General features: G+C 43.9%; 16 protein-coding genes. 5 read left to right on the top strand and 11 right to left on the bottom strand.

Translation table 11 applies throughout. The features are described 5' to 3' along the window. Positions 1 to 35: 35 nt before the first annotated feature. Both A5878_RS03455 and A5878_RS03450 read right to left on the bottom strand, forming a co-directional pair. Positions 36 to 1,478 (bottom strand): helix-turn-helix domain-containing protein, encoded by a 1,443-nt coding sequence (locus A5878_RS03455; RefSeq protein WP_015509062.1) that lies wholly within the window; start codon positions 1,476 to 1,478, stop codon positions 36 to 38. Continuing rightward, positions 1,468 to 2,775, bottom strand: coding sequence for an FAD/NAD(P)-binding oxidoreductase (locus A5878_RS03450; protein WP_086294604.1), 1,308 nt, complete (start codon positions 2,773 to 2,775; stop codon positions 1,468 to 1,470). Before A5878_RS03450 ends, A5878_RS03455 begins: the two co-directional genes overlap by 11 nt. 136 nt (positions 2,776 to 2,911) lie before the next feature. Here A5878_RS03450 and A5878_RS03445 point away from each other — a divergent pair, with 136 nt between their 5' ends. Further along, positions 2,912 to 3,727: a DUF92 domain-containing protein gene (locus A5878_RS03445; protein WP_086294603.1), complete on the top strand. Its 816-nt coding sequence runs from the start codon at positions 2,912 to 2,914 to the stop codon at positions 3,725 to 3,727. A 132-nt stretch (positions 3,728 to 3,859) separates the two neighbouring features. Here A5878_RS03445 and A5878_RS03440 read toward each other — a convergent pair whose 3' ends face one another. After that, positions 3,860 to 5,530 (bottom strand): family 43 glycosylhydrolase, encoded by a 1,671-nt coding sequence (locus A5878_RS03440; RefSeq protein WP_167823073.1) that lies wholly within the window; start codon positions 5,528 to 5,530, stop codon positions 3,860 to 3,862. 199 nt (positions 5,531 to 5,729) lie between these two features. Between A5878_RS03440 and A5878_RS03435 the strand changes: the two genes are divergently transcribed. The 3 genes from A5878_RS03435 (at position 5,730) to A5878_RS03425 (ending at position 9,266) form a co-directional block, all read left to right on the top strand. Further along, positions 5,730 to 6,629 carry an AraC family transcriptional regulator gene (locus tag A5878_RS03435; protein WP_086294601.1) on the top strand — a complete coding sequence of 300 codons (900 nt, stop codon included), beginning with the start codon at positions 5,730 to 5,732 and terminating at the stop codon, positions 6,627 to 6,629. A 254-nt stretch (positions 6,630 to 6,883) separates the two neighbouring features. Next, complete coding sequence (locus tag A5878_RS03430) at positions 6,884 to 8,092, top strand: MFS transporter (protein ID WP_086294600.1); 1,209 nt, start codon at positions 6,884 to 6,886, stop codon at positions 8,090 to 8,092. 1 nt (position 8,093) lies between these two features. Further along, positions 8,094 to 9,266 carry a glycoside hydrolase family 5 protein gene (locus A5878_RS03425; RefSeq protein WP_086294599.1) on the top strand — a complete coding sequence of 391 codons (1,173 nt, stop codon included), beginning with the start codon at positions 8,094 to 8,096 and terminating at the stop codon, positions 9,264 to 9,266. Between the two features lie 80 nt (positions 9,267 to 9,346). Here the strand turns inward: A5878_RS03425 and A5878_RS03420 are convergent, their stop codons facing one another. The 3 genes from A5878_RS03420 to A5878_RS03405 form a co-directional block, all read right to left on the bottom strand. After that, positions 9,347 to 10,057: an MgtC/SapB family protein gene (locus A5878_RS03420; RefSeq protein ID WP_086294598.1), complete on the bottom strand. Its 711-nt coding sequence runs from the start codon at positions 10,055 to 10,057 to the stop codon at positions 9,347 to 9,349. A 230-nt stretch (positions 10,058 to 10,287) separates the two neighbouring features. Further along, the gene (gene nagB, locus A5878_RS03410) at positions 10,288 to 10,989 is read right to left on the bottom strand and encodes a glucosamine-6-phosphate deaminase (protein WP_008377071.1); all 702 of its coding nucleotides are present in this window, start codon (positions 10,987 to 10,989) and stop codon (positions 10,288 to 10,290) included. Positions 10,990 to 11,142: 153 nt separating this feature from the next. Continuing rightward, positions 11,143 to 11,745, bottom strand: coding sequence for a LysM domain-containing protein (locus A5878_RS03405; RefSeq protein ID WP_074536355.1), 603 nt, complete (start codon positions 11,743 to 11,745; stop codon positions 11,143 to 11,145). Positions 11,746 to 11,979: 234 nt separating this feature from the next. On the opposite strand from A5878_RS03405, the gene A5878_RS03395 reads away from it, so the two are divergent. Further along, positions 11,980 to 12,369 (top strand): DUF1093 domain-containing protein, encoded by a 390-nt coding sequence (locus A5878_RS03395; RefSeq protein ID WP_086294597.1) that lies wholly within the window; start codon positions 11,980 to 11,982, stop codon positions 12,367 to 12,369. Positions 12,370 to 12,686: 317 nt separating this feature from the next. Here the strand turns inward: A5878_RS03395 and glnA are convergent, their stop codons facing one another. The 5 genes from glnA to A5878_RS03370 form a co-directional block, all read right to left on the bottom strand. After that, the gene (gene glnA, locus A5878_RS03390; protein WP_005225167.1) at positions 12,687 to 14,027 is read right to left on the bottom strand and encodes a type I glutamate--ammonia ligase; all 1,341 of its coding nucleotides are present in this window, start codon (positions 14,025 to 14,027) and stop codon (positions 12,687 to 12,689) included. 59 nt (positions 14,028 to 14,086) lie between these two features. Then, on the bottom strand, positions 14,087 to 14,467 hold the full coding sequence (locus A5878_RS03385; protein ID WP_005225166.1) for a MerR family transcriptional regulator: 381 nt from the start codon (positions 14,465 to 14,467) through the stop codon (positions 14,087 to 14,089). A 290-nt stretch (positions 14,468 to 14,757) separates the two neighbouring features. After that, positions 14,758 to 16,002: a GTPase HflX gene (hflX, locus tag A5878_RS03380; protein WP_008377064.1), complete on the bottom strand. Its 1,245-nt coding sequence runs from the start codon at positions 16,000 to 16,002 to the stop codon at positions 14,758 to 14,760. After that, positions 15,999 to 16,916 carry a tRNA (adenosine(37)-N6)-dimethylallyltransferase MiaA gene (gene miaA, locus A5878_RS03375; protein ID WP_086294596.1) on the bottom strand — a complete coding sequence of 306 codons (918 nt, stop codon included), beginning with the start codon at positions 16,914 to 16,916 and terminating at the stop codon, positions 15,999 to 16,001. Before miaA ends, hflX begins: the two co-directional genes overlap by 4 nt. Next, a complete protein-coding gene (locus A5878_RS03370) occupies positions 16,913 to 17,662 on the bottom strand; it encodes a glycerophosphodiester phosphodiesterase (RefSeq protein ID WP_086294595.1) in 750 nt (249 codons plus the stop codon). The genes miaA and A5878_RS03370 overlap by 4 nt, the downstream gene beginning before the upstream one ends. Positions 17,663 to 17,773: the final 111 nt, after the last annotated feature.

Below are 17,773 nucleotides of genomic sequence, written 5' to 3'. Positions count from 1 at the left end.
TTTTTTTCAAATTTCTAAGAAATTGACGAAATCCACTATTGAAAGCGTTCGCGGATCATTTTTTTGATCGTTTCCCGATCATAAGCGGTACCTAGTTCACTGATTCGATAAGTCGGTGTTTTCGTCTCGATAGCATAATTTGCCAAGATCAAGTCATATTCTTGTTCTGGGCGATAGCGTTCTACGACTACGCCATTCAAATTTTTGAGATACAGCAGCCACATGTAGTAGAGGGCTTCTTTAAACAGTTCATCCATTTTCAAAGCGATCCCGACGCGAAACTCCCGATTGATTTGATAATCGATGATCGTGATCACACTCAAGTATTTGACCATCGTCATCATCAACAAACTATTTTTATCAGATGGCTTGATATCAAGCTCTGCTAAAGCCTTATCCAATAGTTCGTGACTGATTTGCTGGATGTTACGACTGGATAGCTGCGCTTCTAACTGCCAAATATTTTCTCGATCAAAAACCTCCACATCCCCTTTGAAAAAATACACGCGGCTGTGGATCTGCAGCAGGTGACCATAACAAGTGGCTTCGATTTCACGGGGAACAAACGATGGGCGGTAGAGATGCAAAATATGTTCCAAAATCAAGGTATCCGTCAAGGCAGTTGGCGTAAACCGAGAACGCTGCAGCATATACACTTGCAGATCGTGTTCGGATAACACCGAGAACGACAGTAAAAAGACAAAGTGCAGCATCGCCTCCTCTTCTCTGACTTCTAATGCATAATGGCCAAACCCACGAAATACCAACTCCCGTAATTGCTGAAACAAAGGATCTTTCGTGTAGGGTACCATTTTCTCCCGTAAGACTTGAAAGGATTGAGTAGCAATTTTCAGTCGCGCCTTCATGATCCTCAGCCATAGGGACAAGCGCTGTTGGGCTTCTTTCGTGAAGGTCATGTTCAGACCTCGTGTGATCAGACCGACGTATTTTTCATCGATCGGCAGCGGCTGACTGTCGAAAGAATGGACATACCAAAAGAGTTCAAAATAGAAATAACGAATTTGCGTTTCTTCCCCAATCAGCTTTCCTTGCCAGATCTCTAACTCGAATTCTGCTAGCAAGCCATTTAGCTCTTTGATTTTGCGAAACAAGGATGACTCGCTGACCGCTAATTTTTGTGCCAGCTGGACAGTGGTCACCTCTTGATGCTGCAAAAGATGCTCGAGGATTTGAAATTTCAATGCTGAACGATAAAACGCCCATTCGATTTGATTAAGGGAAAAAGTGGGACTCATTTCAAAAACCAGGACACCTTTTCGATAATACAACTGACACTGCTCTTGGTAGTGAGCCAGCTCATCTTGCAACTCCTCCACATATTTTTCCAAGGAAGGCTTACTGATGCCAAGATAGCTCGCCAGCTCGTGCAGCTCCATTTTTCCGCCCACCAGTAAAAGCTTTTTGAGCAGCTGCAATTGCTTTGCTTCTTTTTTTTCTAATAACTGATCAAGTCTCATCGGCATCACTTCCCGACCATAGAAAAGTTTCGTCGATTACATTAGTGAACCGTGGATGGAAGAAAAAGTCTTTTTGGGTCAACTCCTCCATCGTTGCCTGCTGCTCGATCGCAAACGCTAGTAAATTGATTTTTTCCAAAATATTGGCTTTTGATAAAAGCTGCGCACCAACGATTCGGCCGCTGGCTTGTTCGATCATCACTTTTCCATGAACCTGTATTGGATCAAACAAGGAACTGGCGGCAGTAAACGTATGACAGACGATCGGAGATTCGAAGAAAAACCGATCCGACTCGGTCAAGCCGGTGCTTGCTAAGTACCACCCAAACAGTTGCGTACCGACTGTCCGCAATCCGCCACGAAACGGGATGGTTTTGCTTGCCAGATTGCGAGCTGCTGCGATCCCTGAGCGAACAGCATTGTTGACTAAGGGCATATAGACCGTATCTTTCGTAATAGCATTTGGAATTTGGATCAAATCGCCGACCGCAAAAATATCCGTGGCAGAAGTTTCCAAGTGGGCATCTGTCCAGATGGTTTGATCACTGTGTAATTCAAAGACCGCAAATGCCTCTGGCAAGCGAGGATGAACGTTGACTGTCGTCAATACCAGATCGCTTTCATAGCCTTGATCGGCGGTTTCGATCCGAAAGCCTGTTTCCGTTTTAACGACTGCCAAAGTTGGCTTGGACCAATGCAGCTGCAAGTTGGGGATTTTTTCGATCTCCGTTAAAAAGGGCTGCAAAAAATCGTGATCAAAGTACTTGAATAAAGGATATGACATTGATTCGATCACACTGACTTTTTTTCCGATCGCAGTCAAGGTATTCGCCGCTTCCATCCCCGCTTGACCAGCACCTACGATGGTAATCGACTCTGCTTGGGGCAATTGCTGCAAGAAATGCTTGGCTGCCTCATATTCCTTGTAGGTCAGTAGTGCTTCTTCTGGTTGTGGCAAAACAGTGGAATCTTGACTGGAGCCTGCTGCCAAGACGAGTCGATCATAACTAAGTTCTCGCTTATCCGTTCGAATCCGATGATCCGAAGGAAAAATCTCCAGAAGCGTTTCTTCTAAGGCAACGTCAATCGTTTCTGCCTCCAGCTGCTCCTTCGTACAAAAGAATGCTTCTTCCAGCGATGCGATCCTGCCTTCGATCAGCAATAACAAACCGCTTGGAACAAACCCAAGATGGGCTTTTTTTTCTATCAATAAAATCTCTGCGTCAGGGTATAATCGGCGTGCTTCACGGGCGCAGCTGACACCCCCAAAGGACCCGCCTATGATAATGATTTTCATTGGATCACCTCTCTCCCTTAGCTTAAATGAAACGCTCTCATTTGACGAGTAAAAAGCTATCAGGCTGACTATTTTTTTGTTAACTGCGGTAAAATAAATGAGACCTATGCTACACTATACGCAAAGGAGTGTTCAAATGGTTTTCTTTTATCAATTCATGCTGGGATTGTTTGCCAGCATATTCGTTGCAGCGGCAGCATTCGTCTTTCAGTGGCTGACTGTTTCTGGCGCACTGGCTGCGATTCTTTGCGGCACACTGGTCATTGGCTTTGGTCCGTGGTACAGCATCTTTTTGATTGGCTTTTTCTTTGCCAGCTCTGGCATCATTGGTCTTTTAAAGAAAATGCGCAGCCAGCCAGAGTTAGCTGTGCTTGCCAAAGGTGCTCGCCGTGATGCAAAACAAGTCTTTGCGAACATCGCACCAAGCATCTTTGCTCTACTGCTTGCCTTTTGGACGAAAGAACCGCTATTCCTTTGGGGATTTGTGGCGGGAATCGCTAGCTGTACGGCTGACACTTGGGGCTCAGAAATCGGCGTGCTGAGTCCAAGTCCACCGCGTCACTTACTAACGGGAAAAAAATTACCACCAGGACTTTCCGGTGGTGTCAGTTGGTTGGGAACTGCCGCTTCCCTAGCAGGGACTCTCTCCATCACTGGTTTATTCGCAACAGCCTTATGGTTGAACGGCAAGCCGTTCTCCTTTGATCTCTGGTTGACCTTGACTGCCTTAGGCTTTGGCGGTAGTCTCTTGGACAGCATACTGGGCGCAACGATTCAGGTGCGCTATCAATGCCCTGTCTGTCACCAATACACCGAAAAAAAAGTCCATCACGACGTTGCCACCAAGCAAGTCGGCGGTCTTTCCTTTGTAACGAATGAAGGGGTCAATTTGCTGACTTCAATAGTGATCGTTATTGTATCGGTCTTGCTAACTGCCTATTTTTTCAAGTAATCAGGCAATCCACTGCGATGACAGTTCCTTCATACAAAAAACCTTCGAGAGCTACACATTTGTGTTTCTCTTGAAGGTTTTTATTTGTTTAGTGAAAGAATGATACGGGTGCTCACTCCATAAGGAGCCTGCTTAAGATGCAGGCGAATGATTCATCACTTTATAATAAGCAAAATCAGCATAGGATTGATGTTGGTGTGCATCCACGGCACCAATAAAATTAAACAATCCTGTGAAGCCACCTATTTCTCCAGGCATTCCATTGACTCCTTCATCAGATAAGTAAGCCACTGACAGATCTTGGAGCAAAACTTGCCAAGTCTCTTGTTCCTCTAATCGATAGTAGACGTTTGCGATCCCGTGATCGTATCCAATTTTCAGCTGAATATTTCCTTCGGGAACGACGACGCGCGTATTTACATATTCGATCCTTTGTCCTAATTTTGCTTGTAAGAGAGTCAAATAAGGACATCGCTTTTCTTCTGAATAGGTAACATGAGCATATAACCAATTGTTTGAATCATAATAAAGCCCAAGTCCTGCTGTTTGTGAATAATGGTTCGGTTGAAACTCCAACAAGGTCTCCACCTCATAGGTAAAAGAGGTTGCTCGTGTTGCCATGATGGCAGGATTCATCTGTGAAAACAAGGAATTGCCCCCATAGATCCGTAAGAACCCCTGCCGCTTTTGCGTACTGACCCATGACTGATGCTGTTGGCGATACGGTGTCATAAATTCTAACAGATACTGCGGCTCTTGAAATGAATCAAATAAATCAGTGTTTGGTTCATTGTCAATTGGAACACCAGCTAATCCTTTAAAAGTCATTTTTGCCAAATTGCTTCCATCTTCCAATTCCAACCAATTGTCCTCGGTCCAGTGCATCCTTTGAATAGAAGCTTCTCTTCCAAGAGGATTCAACAGCTGCCCCTCTAAGGGTCTTGCCATTAAATGAGCCATGAACCATTCATCAGTATGGGTATGGACGAGCGAACCATGTCCTGCTTTTTGCATCACTGAATGAGGATTGACCATTTCAAAATGCCCAGCATCAGGGTCCCCCAAAGAAAACAGATGCCTTGGAGAAGAAGTAAGGATCGGTTCGCCTGAAGGATGCGCTTCATAAGGGCCAAAAATAGTTTCTGCGCGACCGACTTCCACACCATGAGCATAGCCCGTGCCTCCAGATGCCAGCAATAAAAAGTACGCCCCTTGATGCTTGTAGATTTGGGGTGCTTCCGCACACCCTCTGGTGGTGAACCCTTGCGTTACGCGATGCCAAGGGGACAGTAATTTACCTGAAGGCAAGTCGATCTCTGCAAGAACAATATGTCCCGGCGCTTGATAACCTTCTCTTGTTTCCCATTCCAAAATCGTTAAATAATGCCGCCCATTCTCGTCATGAAACAGCGCTGGATCAAAGCCAATTGAGGTAAAATAAATCGGTTCTGACCATGGTCCTCGGATGTCAGTCGCCCAAATGGCATAGGAATCAGCATTAAATTCACGTCCTGCCATGTTGACCATATGTGAATACGCCAGCCAAAATCGTTTTGTTTGTGGATCATAAGATAAATGCGGTGCCCAAATACCAGCTGGTGTATTGGTTCCACGTAAATTCACTTCTTCATTGTTCAAGGCATAGCCAACAAGTTGCCAATTCGCAAGATCCTTTGATTCGAAAAGTTGAATCGCAGGTGTCCAATGGAAGGTTGAAGTTGCGATATAATAACGCTCATCCACACAAATGATAGAGGGATCAGGCGCCATTCCAGGAATAACTGGATTTTTGATGATTGTCATAAGCTTCCTTCCTATTCTTAACTTTTTATTCGTTTTGCAACCAAACGACAGTTTTTTTATCATCGTTTGCAGGCGAATGCGATAAATTGAAACCGTTTTATTTGGTTGCTACATTTATCTTACGAAACTTTTAGGGTAGAATGAATATCAAAAAAAAGCCAATACTTACCATTTTTCATTTTTAAGGAGGTCGTTCTGAATGAACCCAACACCTAAATGGCTAGAACAGCTGGTCAAATTACCCGATATCGATATCAATTTAAAAACCTTTGGTGGACACAAGCAACGTGTTTCCCAAGGATGGTGTGCACCACAAGAGACCCACTTTGCTTTTGAGATCATGATGATCATTGATGGAGAGCAGCGAACAATTTTTGAAGGCAGGCAGTTTGATTTTGTGGCAAATGATGTGATCCTGATACCGCCTGGTACCGCTCATGAAAATACTTGTCTCGTAGCAGAAGGTTTAGAGTATTTTTGTATGCATTTCGATCTTGATGATCCTGAGATTCAGCAACAGTTGTTGATGTATTGTCCTTTACTATTAAAAAAGACGAATCCCGCCTACCAAGCGATCGTTGCGATCCTTCAGCAATACATTGCGTTTTTGGCAAGCGGATACTTTGGAATGAAAGAAAAAATCGCCATTGAGATCTTACTGTTAGAACTGATGCGTGCCTTACTAGACTATATCGAAGATGAAAAAAATCAGTTAGCGCATACAGATAACACTTCCCTTGTTTTAGCAAAAGCGATCGCTGAAGCGATCCAACAAAATTTTCGTACGTACACACAAAGCCCAACGGAAGAAAACAAAGCCTTGCTTTCCATGAGTTATACAGCCAATTCATTGAACATTAGTAATAGTACGATGCTGACGGTTTTCAAAAAAGTTTATGCTAGTAGTCCAAAACAGTACTTAGATCAATTACGTTTCAACCAGGCAAAATTCTATCTCCATCAACCCAAATTGACCATCGCCGAAATCGCTGAGATCATTGGCTATCAAAATGCCGCCCACTTTACGAGACAATTCAAAAAATGGGCAAACATATCGCCGAATAAATACCGTAAGCTCCAGTTAGAAGCAGCAAAATAAGTAATCGACAAATAATGATTCGAGAAAAGCGACTGCTACTTCTTCCTCTGAGGATGCAAAAAAAGCTTTTTTTTCGCATAATAAATGAAAAATGGTAAATTTTCCCTTTTTTTTGATATTTCAAGTCCTGTCTGCATTCTTTATGATTAATACCAAGAAATCGTTTGCAGGAATAAAAACAGTTAGTTGCAAAAGAGCAAGATGAGTGGGTATTCTCAGCACACTTGCTTTGCACTACATTAAGGGGAATATGTATGATTTCAGAAAATTCAATGTCAATCAAAAGTCGGTTGCCGTTAAAAATCGGAATTTTGAGTCTTTCATTGGTCGTACAAGCTGCTGGTGCAGTAGCAGCAGCCGTACCTTTTATTATGAACGATTTTTCTGACCGAACCACCGCACAAGTCCAATCTATTTTGACACTGCCCTCAATGGCAATCTTGATTTTCATTCTGCTAAGTTCATGGTTTATCAAAGCACTTGGCAAAAAGCGAACGGTCTGTTTAGGCTTGATGATCGCTTTAGTCGGTGGCATCTTACCGGCATTTACAATGAACTTTGGCTTGATTTTATTTGCCCGTATTTTGTTTGGCGCAGGTCTGGGACTCTTTAACTCAATGACCGTCTCCTTGATCGGCGACAACTTTACAGGTGCCGAGCAAAAAAATTTATTAGGTATTCAATCAGCCGTGATGACTTTAGGGAATAGCCTAGCGACGTTCGCTGCGGGCCTACTGTTAGCGATCTCGTGGCAAGCTTCATTCTTAGTGTACTTGGTCATCTTACCGATTCTCTTTCTTTTTCTTTTCGGTTACCGCAACGTCAATGAAAAGCCAGTAGAAACAACGCAGCCATCAACCACCGCTACAAAAAGAAGAAAGCTGCCATTAAGCGTAACTTTAGGTATTTTGACTCTCTTTTTATTCTTCATTAGTTTGATGGTCGTCATTACTTCTTCTGCATTACTGATTCATGAAATGGCGCTGACGAATCAAGGATTTCTTTCCACCGCATTAGCGATCGCCGGTATTTTTAGCAGCTTGGTCGCATTAGCATTTGGTCAAATCACCAAATTATTAAAGCGCTTTACGCCAGTTGTCGTCATCAGTTTCGCAATGGTTGGTTTTTTCACGATAACCTTTGCACCTACGATGACCGTCTTTTTCATTGGTCTATTAGTGGTTTATCTTGCCAATCTTGTCGTTCCTTATGTATACAGTGTCATTCTTAGCGATGTAGATCCAGAAGCCAATAACTTAGTTGTTTCTTTGGCAATGGTCGCTTGTAATCTTGGTGCTTTTTCCTCCCCCTATGTCATAAACTTTATCAGTCAACTACTTGGCATGACAACGGCAGTCATGCAAGTCAGAATCGCTGCCGGAATCATGGCTATCATTGCTCTGATTTTTCTATTTCTCGCTTTCAACAAAACGACCACACCTATTAGTAAGGAGGAACTATAAGATGGAACAAAAACTTAGAGGCGTCAACCTAGGCGGTTGGCTTGTATTAGAAAAATGGATGGCACCTAGTCTCTTTCAAGGAACACCTGCCGATGACGAGTATTATTTAGCCTATGATCTACCAGAAGCTGAATACCAAGCACGGTTGTTGATTCATCGTGAAACATTCATCACTGAAGCTGATTTCTTGCGCATTTCAGCAGCTGGCTTCAATACCGTTCGAATACCTGTCCCTTATTTTATTTTTGGTGATCGTGCCCCCTTTATTGGCTGTATCGACTATTTGGATAAAGCCTTCGCTTGGGCGAAGGCTTATGACCTAAAAATCTTGATCGATCTTCATACCGCACCCTTCAGCCAAAATGGTTTTGACAATGGTGGTCTCTCGGGTGTAGTCAGATGGGCACAAATGCCCGAAGAAGTGGCATTCGAATTAACGGTCTTGGAACGTTTGGCGCAAAGATATGCAGATCACGAAGCATTGTGGGGCATTGAAGTATTAAACGAACCGATCACAGATGGTGAAGTATGGCACAGCATGAATCCCATGGATCGTTTTCCACCTCGTGATCTTGCGTTAGTAAAAGGTAGCGCACCAATCTCTTTAGACTTTTTGAAAACTTTTTATCAAGATGCCTATCGAAGAATGCGCAACTATTTAAGCAATGACAAAGTGATCGTCTTTCATGACGGCTTCCAATTGCATGCTTGGAAAGAGTTTTTCGCCCAAAACGATTTTCACAATGTCATGTTAGATACGCACCAATACGTTATGATGGCAGAAATGGCCGGCACAGAGCAATCCTTGGAAGCCTACGTGTCTTTCATTGATGGCTTAGCCAAAGAGATCGCCACGGTTGCACAATATGTCGAGGTTTTTGTTGGAGAGTGGTCCTTGTTCAACTCCTATGCTGTTGGTACAGATACCAAAGGCGGCATCAATCCAATACAAGAAGAATTCAGCAGTAACCGTAGTTTGACAAAAAGTGAATTAGAAGAAGTTTATCAAACTTTGTGGCGTGCTTCAATCACAGCTTGGAACCAAGGAGCCGGACATATGTACTGGACCTATAAGTTATCCATCGATACGATCAATGAGCCTGCTTGGTATGGCTGGGATTCCTGGGATGCTAGTCGCGCTATGGCAAAAAACTGGATCGATCCACGTTTCTAAAACAGAACAAAAAAGCGAGATTGGAACGAAGCAAACGATACCTGTTTGCGTTACGTTTCAATCTCGCTTTTTTGTTGCTTTTAAGCAATATCCACCAAGCGGATCTTCGTGACATTTTTGTAGACAGACAATTCTTCGATCACTTCAGAAAAGCCTAGCCCTCGCGGGAGATCAATCGTATAAATGTTGGTATAAATGCGATAGTCTTCCATGAATTTGACATCAAAATTGACATCTTCGATCACGATATTTTTCTTTTGGAAGTACTCCGTCAAAAACTCTTTGGTCTCGGTGCGATGGATGTACTGGATCTCTAATTTTTTTGCTGTTGGTACGCGGACGATCCGCTTAACGATCGTCAATGCAAAGAAGATCCCGATAAAACTGCTTAATGCGATGGTGTAAAAGCCCATCCCGATGGCAATTCCTAAACCGGCGATCGCCCATAAGGAAGCAGCCGTCGTCAACCCCGTCACCGAGCGCTTCGTCACAATGATCGTTCCGGCGCCTAGAAAACCGACCCCGCTGACGACTTGTGCGATCAATCGTGCTTCGTCTGAGCGAATCACGCCTGCTAAATCTGGATGATTCAGCGCATCTCGCATGGCACCTGTGGCGATCTCCACTTGGATCAAGGCAATGACACAAGCCCCCATACAAACCAAGATATGGGTTCTAAGACCAGCTGGTCGGCTTTTGTATTGCCGCTCGTACCCAATCGCTCCTCCCATGATCATTGCCAGCAGCAATCTCAGCGCTACTTCAGGAATGGATAAATGCATATCAACCATTTGCATCCCTCTTTTCTTCGTATTCTCTCTTTTAACTATAGCATCTCTGATGGAAAAAAGGAAAAAACATCGCTAGAGCGGCCAAATAAAAAAAGCCTCCTCAGAAATAAGCAAGATAGATCCGAACCATCGCTCGCAGCTGCGCTGGCATTACTGCACAAGCGCAGGGGGAAGCTGCAAGGATGGCGCGTTTTCCTTCTGACTTATTTCTGAAAAGGGCTGATTTTGTTTTACAGGTTGCTGGCAGCAGCCTCATCGATGATCACGATCACGTCATCATGCTTTTGTAAAACTGAAGCTGGTAATTCGTTGGTTACGGGTCCTTCGATCATTTTTTGGATCGCATCCGCTTTGACTTCGCCAAATGCCATCAAAATGATCTTTTTGCTTTGCATGATTGAACCGATCCCCATGGAAATTGCCGTCGTTGGGACGTCTTCGACTTTATCAAAATAGCGTTTGTTGGCATTGATGGTTGATTCAGTCAAATCAACGACTGAGGTCGTTCCTTCAAAGGATGCACCAGGTTCGTTGAAGCCGATATGTCCGTTTTGACCAATACCCAAGATTTGGATATCAACTGGGTGATCCGCAATCACGCCATCGTAGCGTTGACATTCCGCTTCTAAATCTTCCGCTTTGCCGTTTGGTACGAAGGTTTCTTTGAATGGTTTTTTGTTGAATAAATGTGCATTCATGAAGTAACGATAGCTTTGTTCGTCTTCGCCGCCTAATCCAACATATTCATCTAAGTTGACTGAAGTCATTTCTGAAAAATCAACTTCACTGGCAGTCATTTCTGCATAAAGGGTTTCTGGCGTGCTTCCTGTTGCTAAGCCTAGGACCTTGGCGCCATTTGCCATACCTTCTTGAATCAATTCAAAAGCTTTCTTTCCGCCTTGAGCAGCATCTTTAACGCGAATAATTTCCATGATCAGCGCTCCGTTTCTATTTGGTATAGTCCAATAATACCACAGGTTGTGTTTGATTACAATAATTAGTCTAGACCAGATGACGATTTTTTCTCGCCAATCAAAAAAAGACGAGCTCTAAAATGCGCTCGTCTCTACTCGTATTCTACTTGCTTACCAATTCGTATAAACATCAATACCGCTATGACCGACACCTGTGTCATAGACTTTATAGGCACCTAAAGATGATTGACCAGTCGATCCTTTCGGTTGATTATCACTGGCAACAACGATGTACCCATCGGCATCACGGATGGTTCCGTCTGATGCTACATGGCGACCAGGGATATTCAATCCGCCTCCTGGCAAGACTTTTTGTGAGTAGTACGATTCTCTCACACCATTGAAATAGTTGATCCCATCCACTGGATTCAAGACACCAGAACCAGCACCAGGAACGCTTGAACGAGTTTGACTCACGTTAGCAGTCGCTGTAGACTCACTTTTTTCTGTGCTTTCTTTCGTACTTGTTTCTTTGTTTTCTACTGATTGGCCATCGTTAGAAACCAACAATGTTTCGCCATCAAAAATCATATTTGGATTTTCGATCGAATCATTTAAAGCTAAAAGGTCTTCGACCGTTGTTTGATAAGTAGCAGCGATCCCAGATAGAGTGTCTCCTGGTTCGACAACATGGGTTTGTTCTGCTGCTGACACAACTGTTCCGCCAACGAATAAACCAAATCCTGCAACAACTGTAAATGCAAATTTTTTCAAATGAAAAAACCTCTCTTTTGATTATTTGTCCCGCGATCGGGCACAAGTAAGAGAATAACATTACAATATTGCAGGAAGGTTTCAGAAATATTTTTCATTATCACAATTGTTAAACAGAAAGTTACAGGATTTTTATTCAAAAATGCTAAACTTACAATATTGTTATCCCTTTCGATGAGTGCTTTTAGTGGCCACATGCTATAGTGATGCTAGTAATGGAAAGGAATGACACCCATGAAAAAACTACTTTTAACGCTTGGCGTTTTGATTTTAGCAGTAGGTGGCTACTTTGGCTACACGTACTATACAACAACTTATCAAGGGATAACGGCCTATGCCATCACGCCCAACAAAGTCCCAGCAAAGACCCAAACGTACAGCGATTCCGGTGAAAAAATCGATGGTTCCTTTACGTATAAGTACACGTTTGAGTTTGTTAAGAAAAACGGCGAGAAAGAACTCATGACCTATGATCTTTCTGGTGAAAATGTGAAGCCATTCGCACCAAATACCTTAGTCAAAGCAGAGATCAGTAAAACCCGTGTCATCTCGGGTCCCAATGAAGTCCCTCAATCAGAAGTCCCAGCAAAAATACTGTCTGAGCTGGAAACCTTTGACGAATAAGGACTTCTTACAAGAAACTTTCTACTTTTTAAGGTTCATTTTACTTTGACCGACTATGCTAGCTTTATACCAAAACTATTTTTCTTCCTCTTACCAGTCCTCGCCCGACTGGTATTTTTTTGATTTTTCCCAATGGTCAGGAGTTACGCTTCTTATAGACAGAACCGCTCTAGCTTCGCAATGGGTTTTTTCTCAAATTTTGATCAAGTAGCTATTGACGATCGGAAATAAATAAAACCAGAGTCAGTAGGATAAACGCTAGTTTCATCATAAAAAAACCGCTAGATTGTTTATCTCTAGCGGCTTTTTTTGCGATTTTAATAGAGTTCCAAGTATTGTTCTCTTTCCCACTCGGAGACTGTTTGGCGGAAGGCTGCCCATTCTAATCGTTTTGCTTCGACAAAGTTGGCATAGATGTGTTTGCCTAAGGCATCGATCATCACTTGGTCTTTGCGCAATGCTTTGATGGCATTGTGAATCGTTGATGGCAGATCTTCGATTTGTGCTTCTGCACGTTCTGTTTCGTTCATGATGTAGATGTTGCGGTCGACAGCTGGTGGTGGTGTCAACTCACGTCTAACGCCATCAAGTCCTGCTTGTAATAAAACAGCCATTGCTAAGTATGGGTTAGCGGATGGGTCAACTGAACGCAATTCCAAACGTGTTGACAAGCCTCTTGATTCTGGTACCCGAATCAATGGTGAACGGTTGCGTCCTGACCATGCCACGTATACAGGCGCTTCATAACCTGGCACTAAGCGTTTGTAAGAGTTGACGGTTGGGTTGCAGACAGCTGTGTAAGCACGGGCGTGTTCGATCAAACCGCCTAAGAAGTGATACGCTGTTTGGCTTAATTGCATTGGTCCTTCTTCATCAAAGAAGACATTTTCATCACCTTTGAACAAGGACATGTTGCAGTGCATGCCTGAACCGTTGATGCCAAATAATGGTTTTGGCATAAAGGTCGCATGCAAGCCGTGTTTACGAGCAATAGTTTTCACGACAAGCTTGAAGGTTTGGATGTTGTCACATGCTTCCACTGCATCCGCATATTTAAAGTCGATCTCGTGTTGCCCTGGTGCCACCTCATGGTGAGACGCTTCAACTTCAAAGCCAAGGCTTTCTAATTCTAATACGATATCGCGACGGCAGTTTTCCCCTAGATCGGTTGGGGCAAAATCGAAATAGCCGCCTTTGTCGTTTAATTCAGTTGTGATTTCGCCTGCTTCATCTAATTTGAATAGGAAAAATTCGGGTTCTGGTCCAAGATTGAAAGAAGTAAAACCAAGGGATTGCATGTCAGCTAATGCCCGTTTTAAGTTGCCGCGAGGGTCGCCTGCAAATGGGGTGCCATCTGGATTGTAGATATCACAGATCAAACGAGCCACTTTGCCATGTTCACTTTCCCAAGGGAAGATCATCCAGGTGGACAAATCAGGATACAGATACATGTCACTTTCTTCAATACGGACAAATCCTTCAATAGAAGAACCGTCAAACATCATTTTGTTTTCCAGTACTTTATCTAATTGACTTACAGGTACTTCAACGTTCTTGTTTGTTCCTAAAATATCAGTAAACATCAAGCGTAAAAAGCGCACGTTCTCATCCTTTACGATTTGTTTGATGTCTTCGGCAGTTCTTTCAAATTTTGGCATAGTATCCCTTCCTTTTTCCCAATTCTTATTTTATATCACAGCAATGATCTACAAGTGCTCTACATTCGTGGACCTTTTTGCTGGTATGGCTGTTGTTGATTCAATCCACCTTGAGCCAAGAGTTCATCATAAAAAATTCGACGAACATCTTCATCGGTCAGCGGCGGTTTGTTCTTCGCTTCTTTTTCTTTGGCAACTTTCATTTCATAAACTCGTTTGATCCCAGCCATGTTCAGTCCATCGGAAAGATAGTCTTTAATCTCTAGCAAGGTATCAATATCATTCAGCGAATACATGCGTCGATTGCCATCGCTGCGTTCCGGGTGGATCAATTCTTGTTCTTCGTAATAACGAATTTGACGGGCGGTGAGATCGGTCAATTTCATGACTGTTCCGATAGGAAAGACTGACATTGAGCGCCGCAATTCTTTTTCCCGCATAACTTGGCTCCCCTCCGTTTCAATGATGCTGCGTAACTTTATGGAAACTATACCAATTCTTTTTTTGCGTGTCAACCCCTCATGTTAGAAAAAGTGACATGAATGCAAATTTTTTTGATTTTTCCACTGAGCCCTTGATTTGATCGCATGTTCAAGCAGTCCTTTTTCTGGAAGAAATGGTGCCTTAGCCAAAAATGTTCGGGTTTTGCACTTGAAGGAAGTCAAACCACTTATACTTCCATAATTTTGTCACCACAAAAAAAACGGTGCATCGGCTGCACCGCTTCTGTTTATTCTTGTTCTTGCGCCATTCTGCGTAGTGGATAGGTATCCTCCAGCGCAAATCCTTTGATATGATAGGTCTGTGTTGCTTCATCGAAGGCATTGCTCAACACCAGCGACTCCCGTTTTAAACGATTCAGCGCATTGCCTTCATCGGCTTGCAACACCAGATGATAAGGCTGCATGATCTGCATCAATTCCATTTTGATCGCCTGAGTCAAGCGTTCTTTGCCTTTGGTACTTTTTGCTGAGATCAAGACATTGGGAAATAACGTTGGGACAAACTGATCGGCGTCGATGCGATCCGCCTTATTGTAGACCGTCAACATCGGTAATTGGGTCAAAGAAAGTTCCTCCATTAATTTTAAGACCGTCTCCTCTTGCTGGACCCGTTCTTCGGAACTGGCATCGACGACATGCAGCAAGAAGTCCATGTTTTGACTTTCCTCCAGTGTGGAATGAAACGCATCGATCAATTGAGTCGGCAATTCTTGGATAAAACCAACCGTATCGGTAATAGTGACTTCGAATCCTTCTGGCATCCGCCAGCGTTTCGTCAAAGGATCGAGTGTCGCAAACAACTGGTCTTGTTCATAGGTATCCGCACTGGTCAAAATATTCAAAATAGTTGATTTTCCAGCATTGGTATAACCAATCAAGCCCATTTGAAAGACTTGGCTGTCTTTGCGCTTTTGGCGTGTCCGGTCTCGATGGGCGGCCACTTCCTTCAATTCCCGTTTGATGATGGTAATGCGGTTGCGGATGTGTCGACGATCGGTCTCCAGCTTGGTTTCCCCTGGCCCTCTCGTTCCGATTCCGCCCCCTAGCCGAGACATGTTCTTTCCTTGCCCTATCAAGCGTGGAAGCAAATAATCCAGCTGCGCCAATTCTACTTGCAGCTTTCCTTCTTTGGAACGGGCACGCATCGCAAAAATATCAAGGATCAGCTGGACGCGATCAATCACTGGCACTTCTAGCGCATCACCGATCAACTGGCTTTGCCTTGGTGTCAGTTCATGATTGAAGATCACTAGATCTGCTTCATGTGCTTCTGCCAACTGCTGCAATTCCACAACTTTCCCCTTGCCGATCACGGTTTGTCGATCGACTTGCTGCCGTTTTTGCACCAGTGAAAAAACAACTTCACCATTGGCGGTTTTTGTTAAGCTTTTCAACTCTTTCATTGACGAATCAAAATGAAGATAGTTTTTCTCCGTTTCTACTCCGACAAGAATCACACGTTCTTGGCTCATCTTTTCTCCTCCAACCATTGGTCGATTTCTGTTTCAAGGATACGTTGTTCTTCAGGTTGTCTCACTAAATCAATCCATCGGGGCTGTGCACGGTTATTGAACCACGTCAGCTGCCGCTTGGCGTAGCGGCGTGAGTTTTGTTTGATTTGCTCAATGGTCTCCTCCAATGTGGCCTGCCCGTGAAAATAGGGCAAAAATTCCTTGTAACCGATCCCTTTGGCGGCTTGCGTTTCTGGATACTGCAAAACAGCTTTTGCTTCTTCGATCAAGCCTTGATCCATCATTAAGTCCACTCGCTGATTGATTCGCTGGTATAACAATGCTCGCTCAGTGGTTAAACCGATCATGAAGAAATCGTACAAAACTTGCGGTGTTTCTTTTGGTGCAGCGATACTTTCGCCAGTCGTTTCAAAAACCTCCAACGCACGAATCACTTTCCGCTCATTGTTGTAGTGGATCTTCGCTGCTGCCAAGGGGTCGACCGCCTGCAACTTTTGCCATAGAGCTTCTTTGCCGATGGCTGCTGCTTCTTGTTCATAGCGCTGACGAATCGTTGGGTCGCCTTCTTCTGCCCCTAAACGAAAATCATACAAAAGCGCTTGGATGTATAGCCCTGTCCCCCCCACAACGATCGGCAGTTTTCCTTGCTGCTGGATCGTCTCAATGGCTTCACGCCCCATTTGCTGGAAATCAGCGGCAGTGTACGTTTCCGTCATTGCACGAATATCGATCAAATGATGAGGAATCCCTGCCATTTCTTCCTTCGTCACTTTGGCGGTACCGATATCTAACTGACGGTAAATTTGCATGGAATCCCCGCTGATGATCTCCCCTTGGTATTTTTGGGCTAACTGGATACTCAAGGCGGTTTTGCCAACTGCGGTCGGTCCCACGATCACTAAGACTTTTTTCATCCTTTTGTTTCCTCACGGACCTGTTGCACAATTGCCCGAGCTTTTTCTGGAAAGTCGGTGATGATCCCCGTCAACCCCAGAGCCAAGCAGGTGCGAATCGCCGCTTCTTCGTTGACAGTCCACGGACGGATCGCGATCGGAAAATCAGTTAAGACCGTTGCTGTCTCTTGGACCCAGCGATAGGCAGGATGAATTCCTTCGATATACGGTCGGCTGAGCGCCAACGGTGGTTTGTCTTCACCGCGTCCCATAATAAAATCAAGGGTCGCATCCGGTTCGATCGCATGCATCCGATCTAAGGTCTCGATATTGAAGGAACAATACCAATGAGTAAAGGGCCATTCTTGGCTATTCAATAAGTCGGATACTTTGGCTTCGATTCCTTCATACTCATAATGATCGGTTTTTAATTCGATCGTCAAAATGCCACGATAATTCTTCGCTGCAAGTAAATCCAACACTTCTTTTAGCGTGGGGACTTTGGCGGCTTGGAATTCCTCAGAAAACCAGCTGCCAGCATTGAGTTCTTTTAGTTCAGCAACCGTCAGGTCACAGATCCGACCTTTGCCGTTGGTCGTTCGATCAACCGTTTCATCATGCATGACGATTAAGCCGCCATCTTTTGATAGATGTACATCTAACTCAATGATATCAGCTTTGACCCGCACCGCTTCCGCAAATGCTGGTAGCGTGTTTTCAGGTCGGTTGCCGCTACTCCCGCGGTGGGCAACGATTTGTACCATCATTCTTTCACTCCATTCTCACTCTTTATTTTACCATGGAATCTGTTAGAACCAAAAAGCCTCTGTTTGTTTCGATCCTCTTAATGAATAATAGCGCTTTGTTTCGGTCAAAGA

Source organism: Enterococcus sp. 3G6_DIV0642 (genome assembly GCF_002140635.1).
GTDB classification, from domain to species: Bacteria; Bacillota; Bacilli; order Lactobacillales; family Enterococcaceae; genus Enterococcus_D; species Enterococcus_D casseliflavus.
The sequence above is the reverse complement of the archived record's forward strand: the minus strand, read 5'-3'. Positions and strand labels throughout refer to the sequence as shown.

Excerpts from the sequence above, each read along its gene's own strand:
- A5878_RS03455 (WP_015509062.1), bottom strand. The coding sequence starts at position 1,478 with ATGAGACTTGATCAGTTATTAGAAAAAAAAGAAGCAAAGCAATTGCAG.
- A5878_RS03450 (WP_086294604.1), bottom strand. The coding sequence starts at position 2,775 with ATGAAAATCATTATCATAGGCGGGTCCTTTGGGGGTGTCAGCTGCGCC.
- A5878_RS03445 (WP_086294603.1), top strand. The coding sequence starts at position 2,912 with ATGGTTTTCTTTTATCAATTCATGCTGGGATTGTTTGCCAGCATATTC.
- A5878_RS03440 (WP_167823073.1), bottom strand. The coding sequence starts at position 5,530 with ATGACAATCATCAAAAATCCAGTTATTCCTGGAATGGCGCCTGATCCC.
- A5878_RS03435 (WP_086294601.1), top strand. The coding sequence starts at position 5,730 with ATGAACCCAACACCTAAATGGCTAGAACAGCTGGTCAAATTACCCGAT.
- A5878_RS03430 (WP_086294600.1), top strand. The coding sequence starts at position 6,884 with ATGATTTCAGAAAATTCAATGTCAATCAAAAGTCGGTTGCCGTTAAAA.
- A5878_RS03425 (WP_086294599.1), top strand. The coding sequence starts at position 8,094 with ATGGAACAAAAACTTAGAGGCGTCAACCTAGGCGGTTGGCTTGTATTA.
- A5878_RS03420 (WP_086294598.1), bottom strand. The coding sequence starts at position 10,057 with ATGGTTGATATGCATTTATCCATTCCTGAAGTAGCGCTGAGATTGCTG.
- nagB (WP_008377071.1), bottom strand. The coding sequence starts at position 10,989 with ATGGAAATTATTCGCGTTAAAGATGCTGCTCAAGGCGGAAAGAAAGCT.
- A5878_RS03395 (WP_086294597.1), top strand. The coding sequence starts at position 11,980 with ATGAAAAAACTACTTTTAACGCTTGGCGTTTTGATTTTAGCAGTAGGT.
- glnA (WP_005225167.1), bottom strand. The coding sequence starts at position 14,027 with ATGCCAAAATTTGAAAGAACTGCCGAAGACATCAAACAAATCGTAAAG.
- A5878_RS03385 (WP_005225166.1), bottom strand. The coding sequence starts at position 14,467 with ATGCGGGAAAAAGAATTGCGGCGCTCAATGTCAGTCTTTCCTATCGGA.
- hflX (WP_008377064.1), bottom strand. The coding sequence starts at position 16,002 with ATGAGCCAAGAACGTGTGATTCTTGTCGGAGTAGAAACGGAGAAAAAC.
- miaA (WP_086294596.1), bottom strand. The coding sequence starts at position 16,916 with ATGAAAAAAGTCTTAGTGATCGTGGGACCGACCGCAGTTGGCAAAACC.
- A5878_RS03370 (WP_086294595.1), bottom strand. The coding sequence starts at position 17,662 with ATGATGGTACAAATCGTTGCCCACCGCGGGAGTAGCGGCAACCGACCT.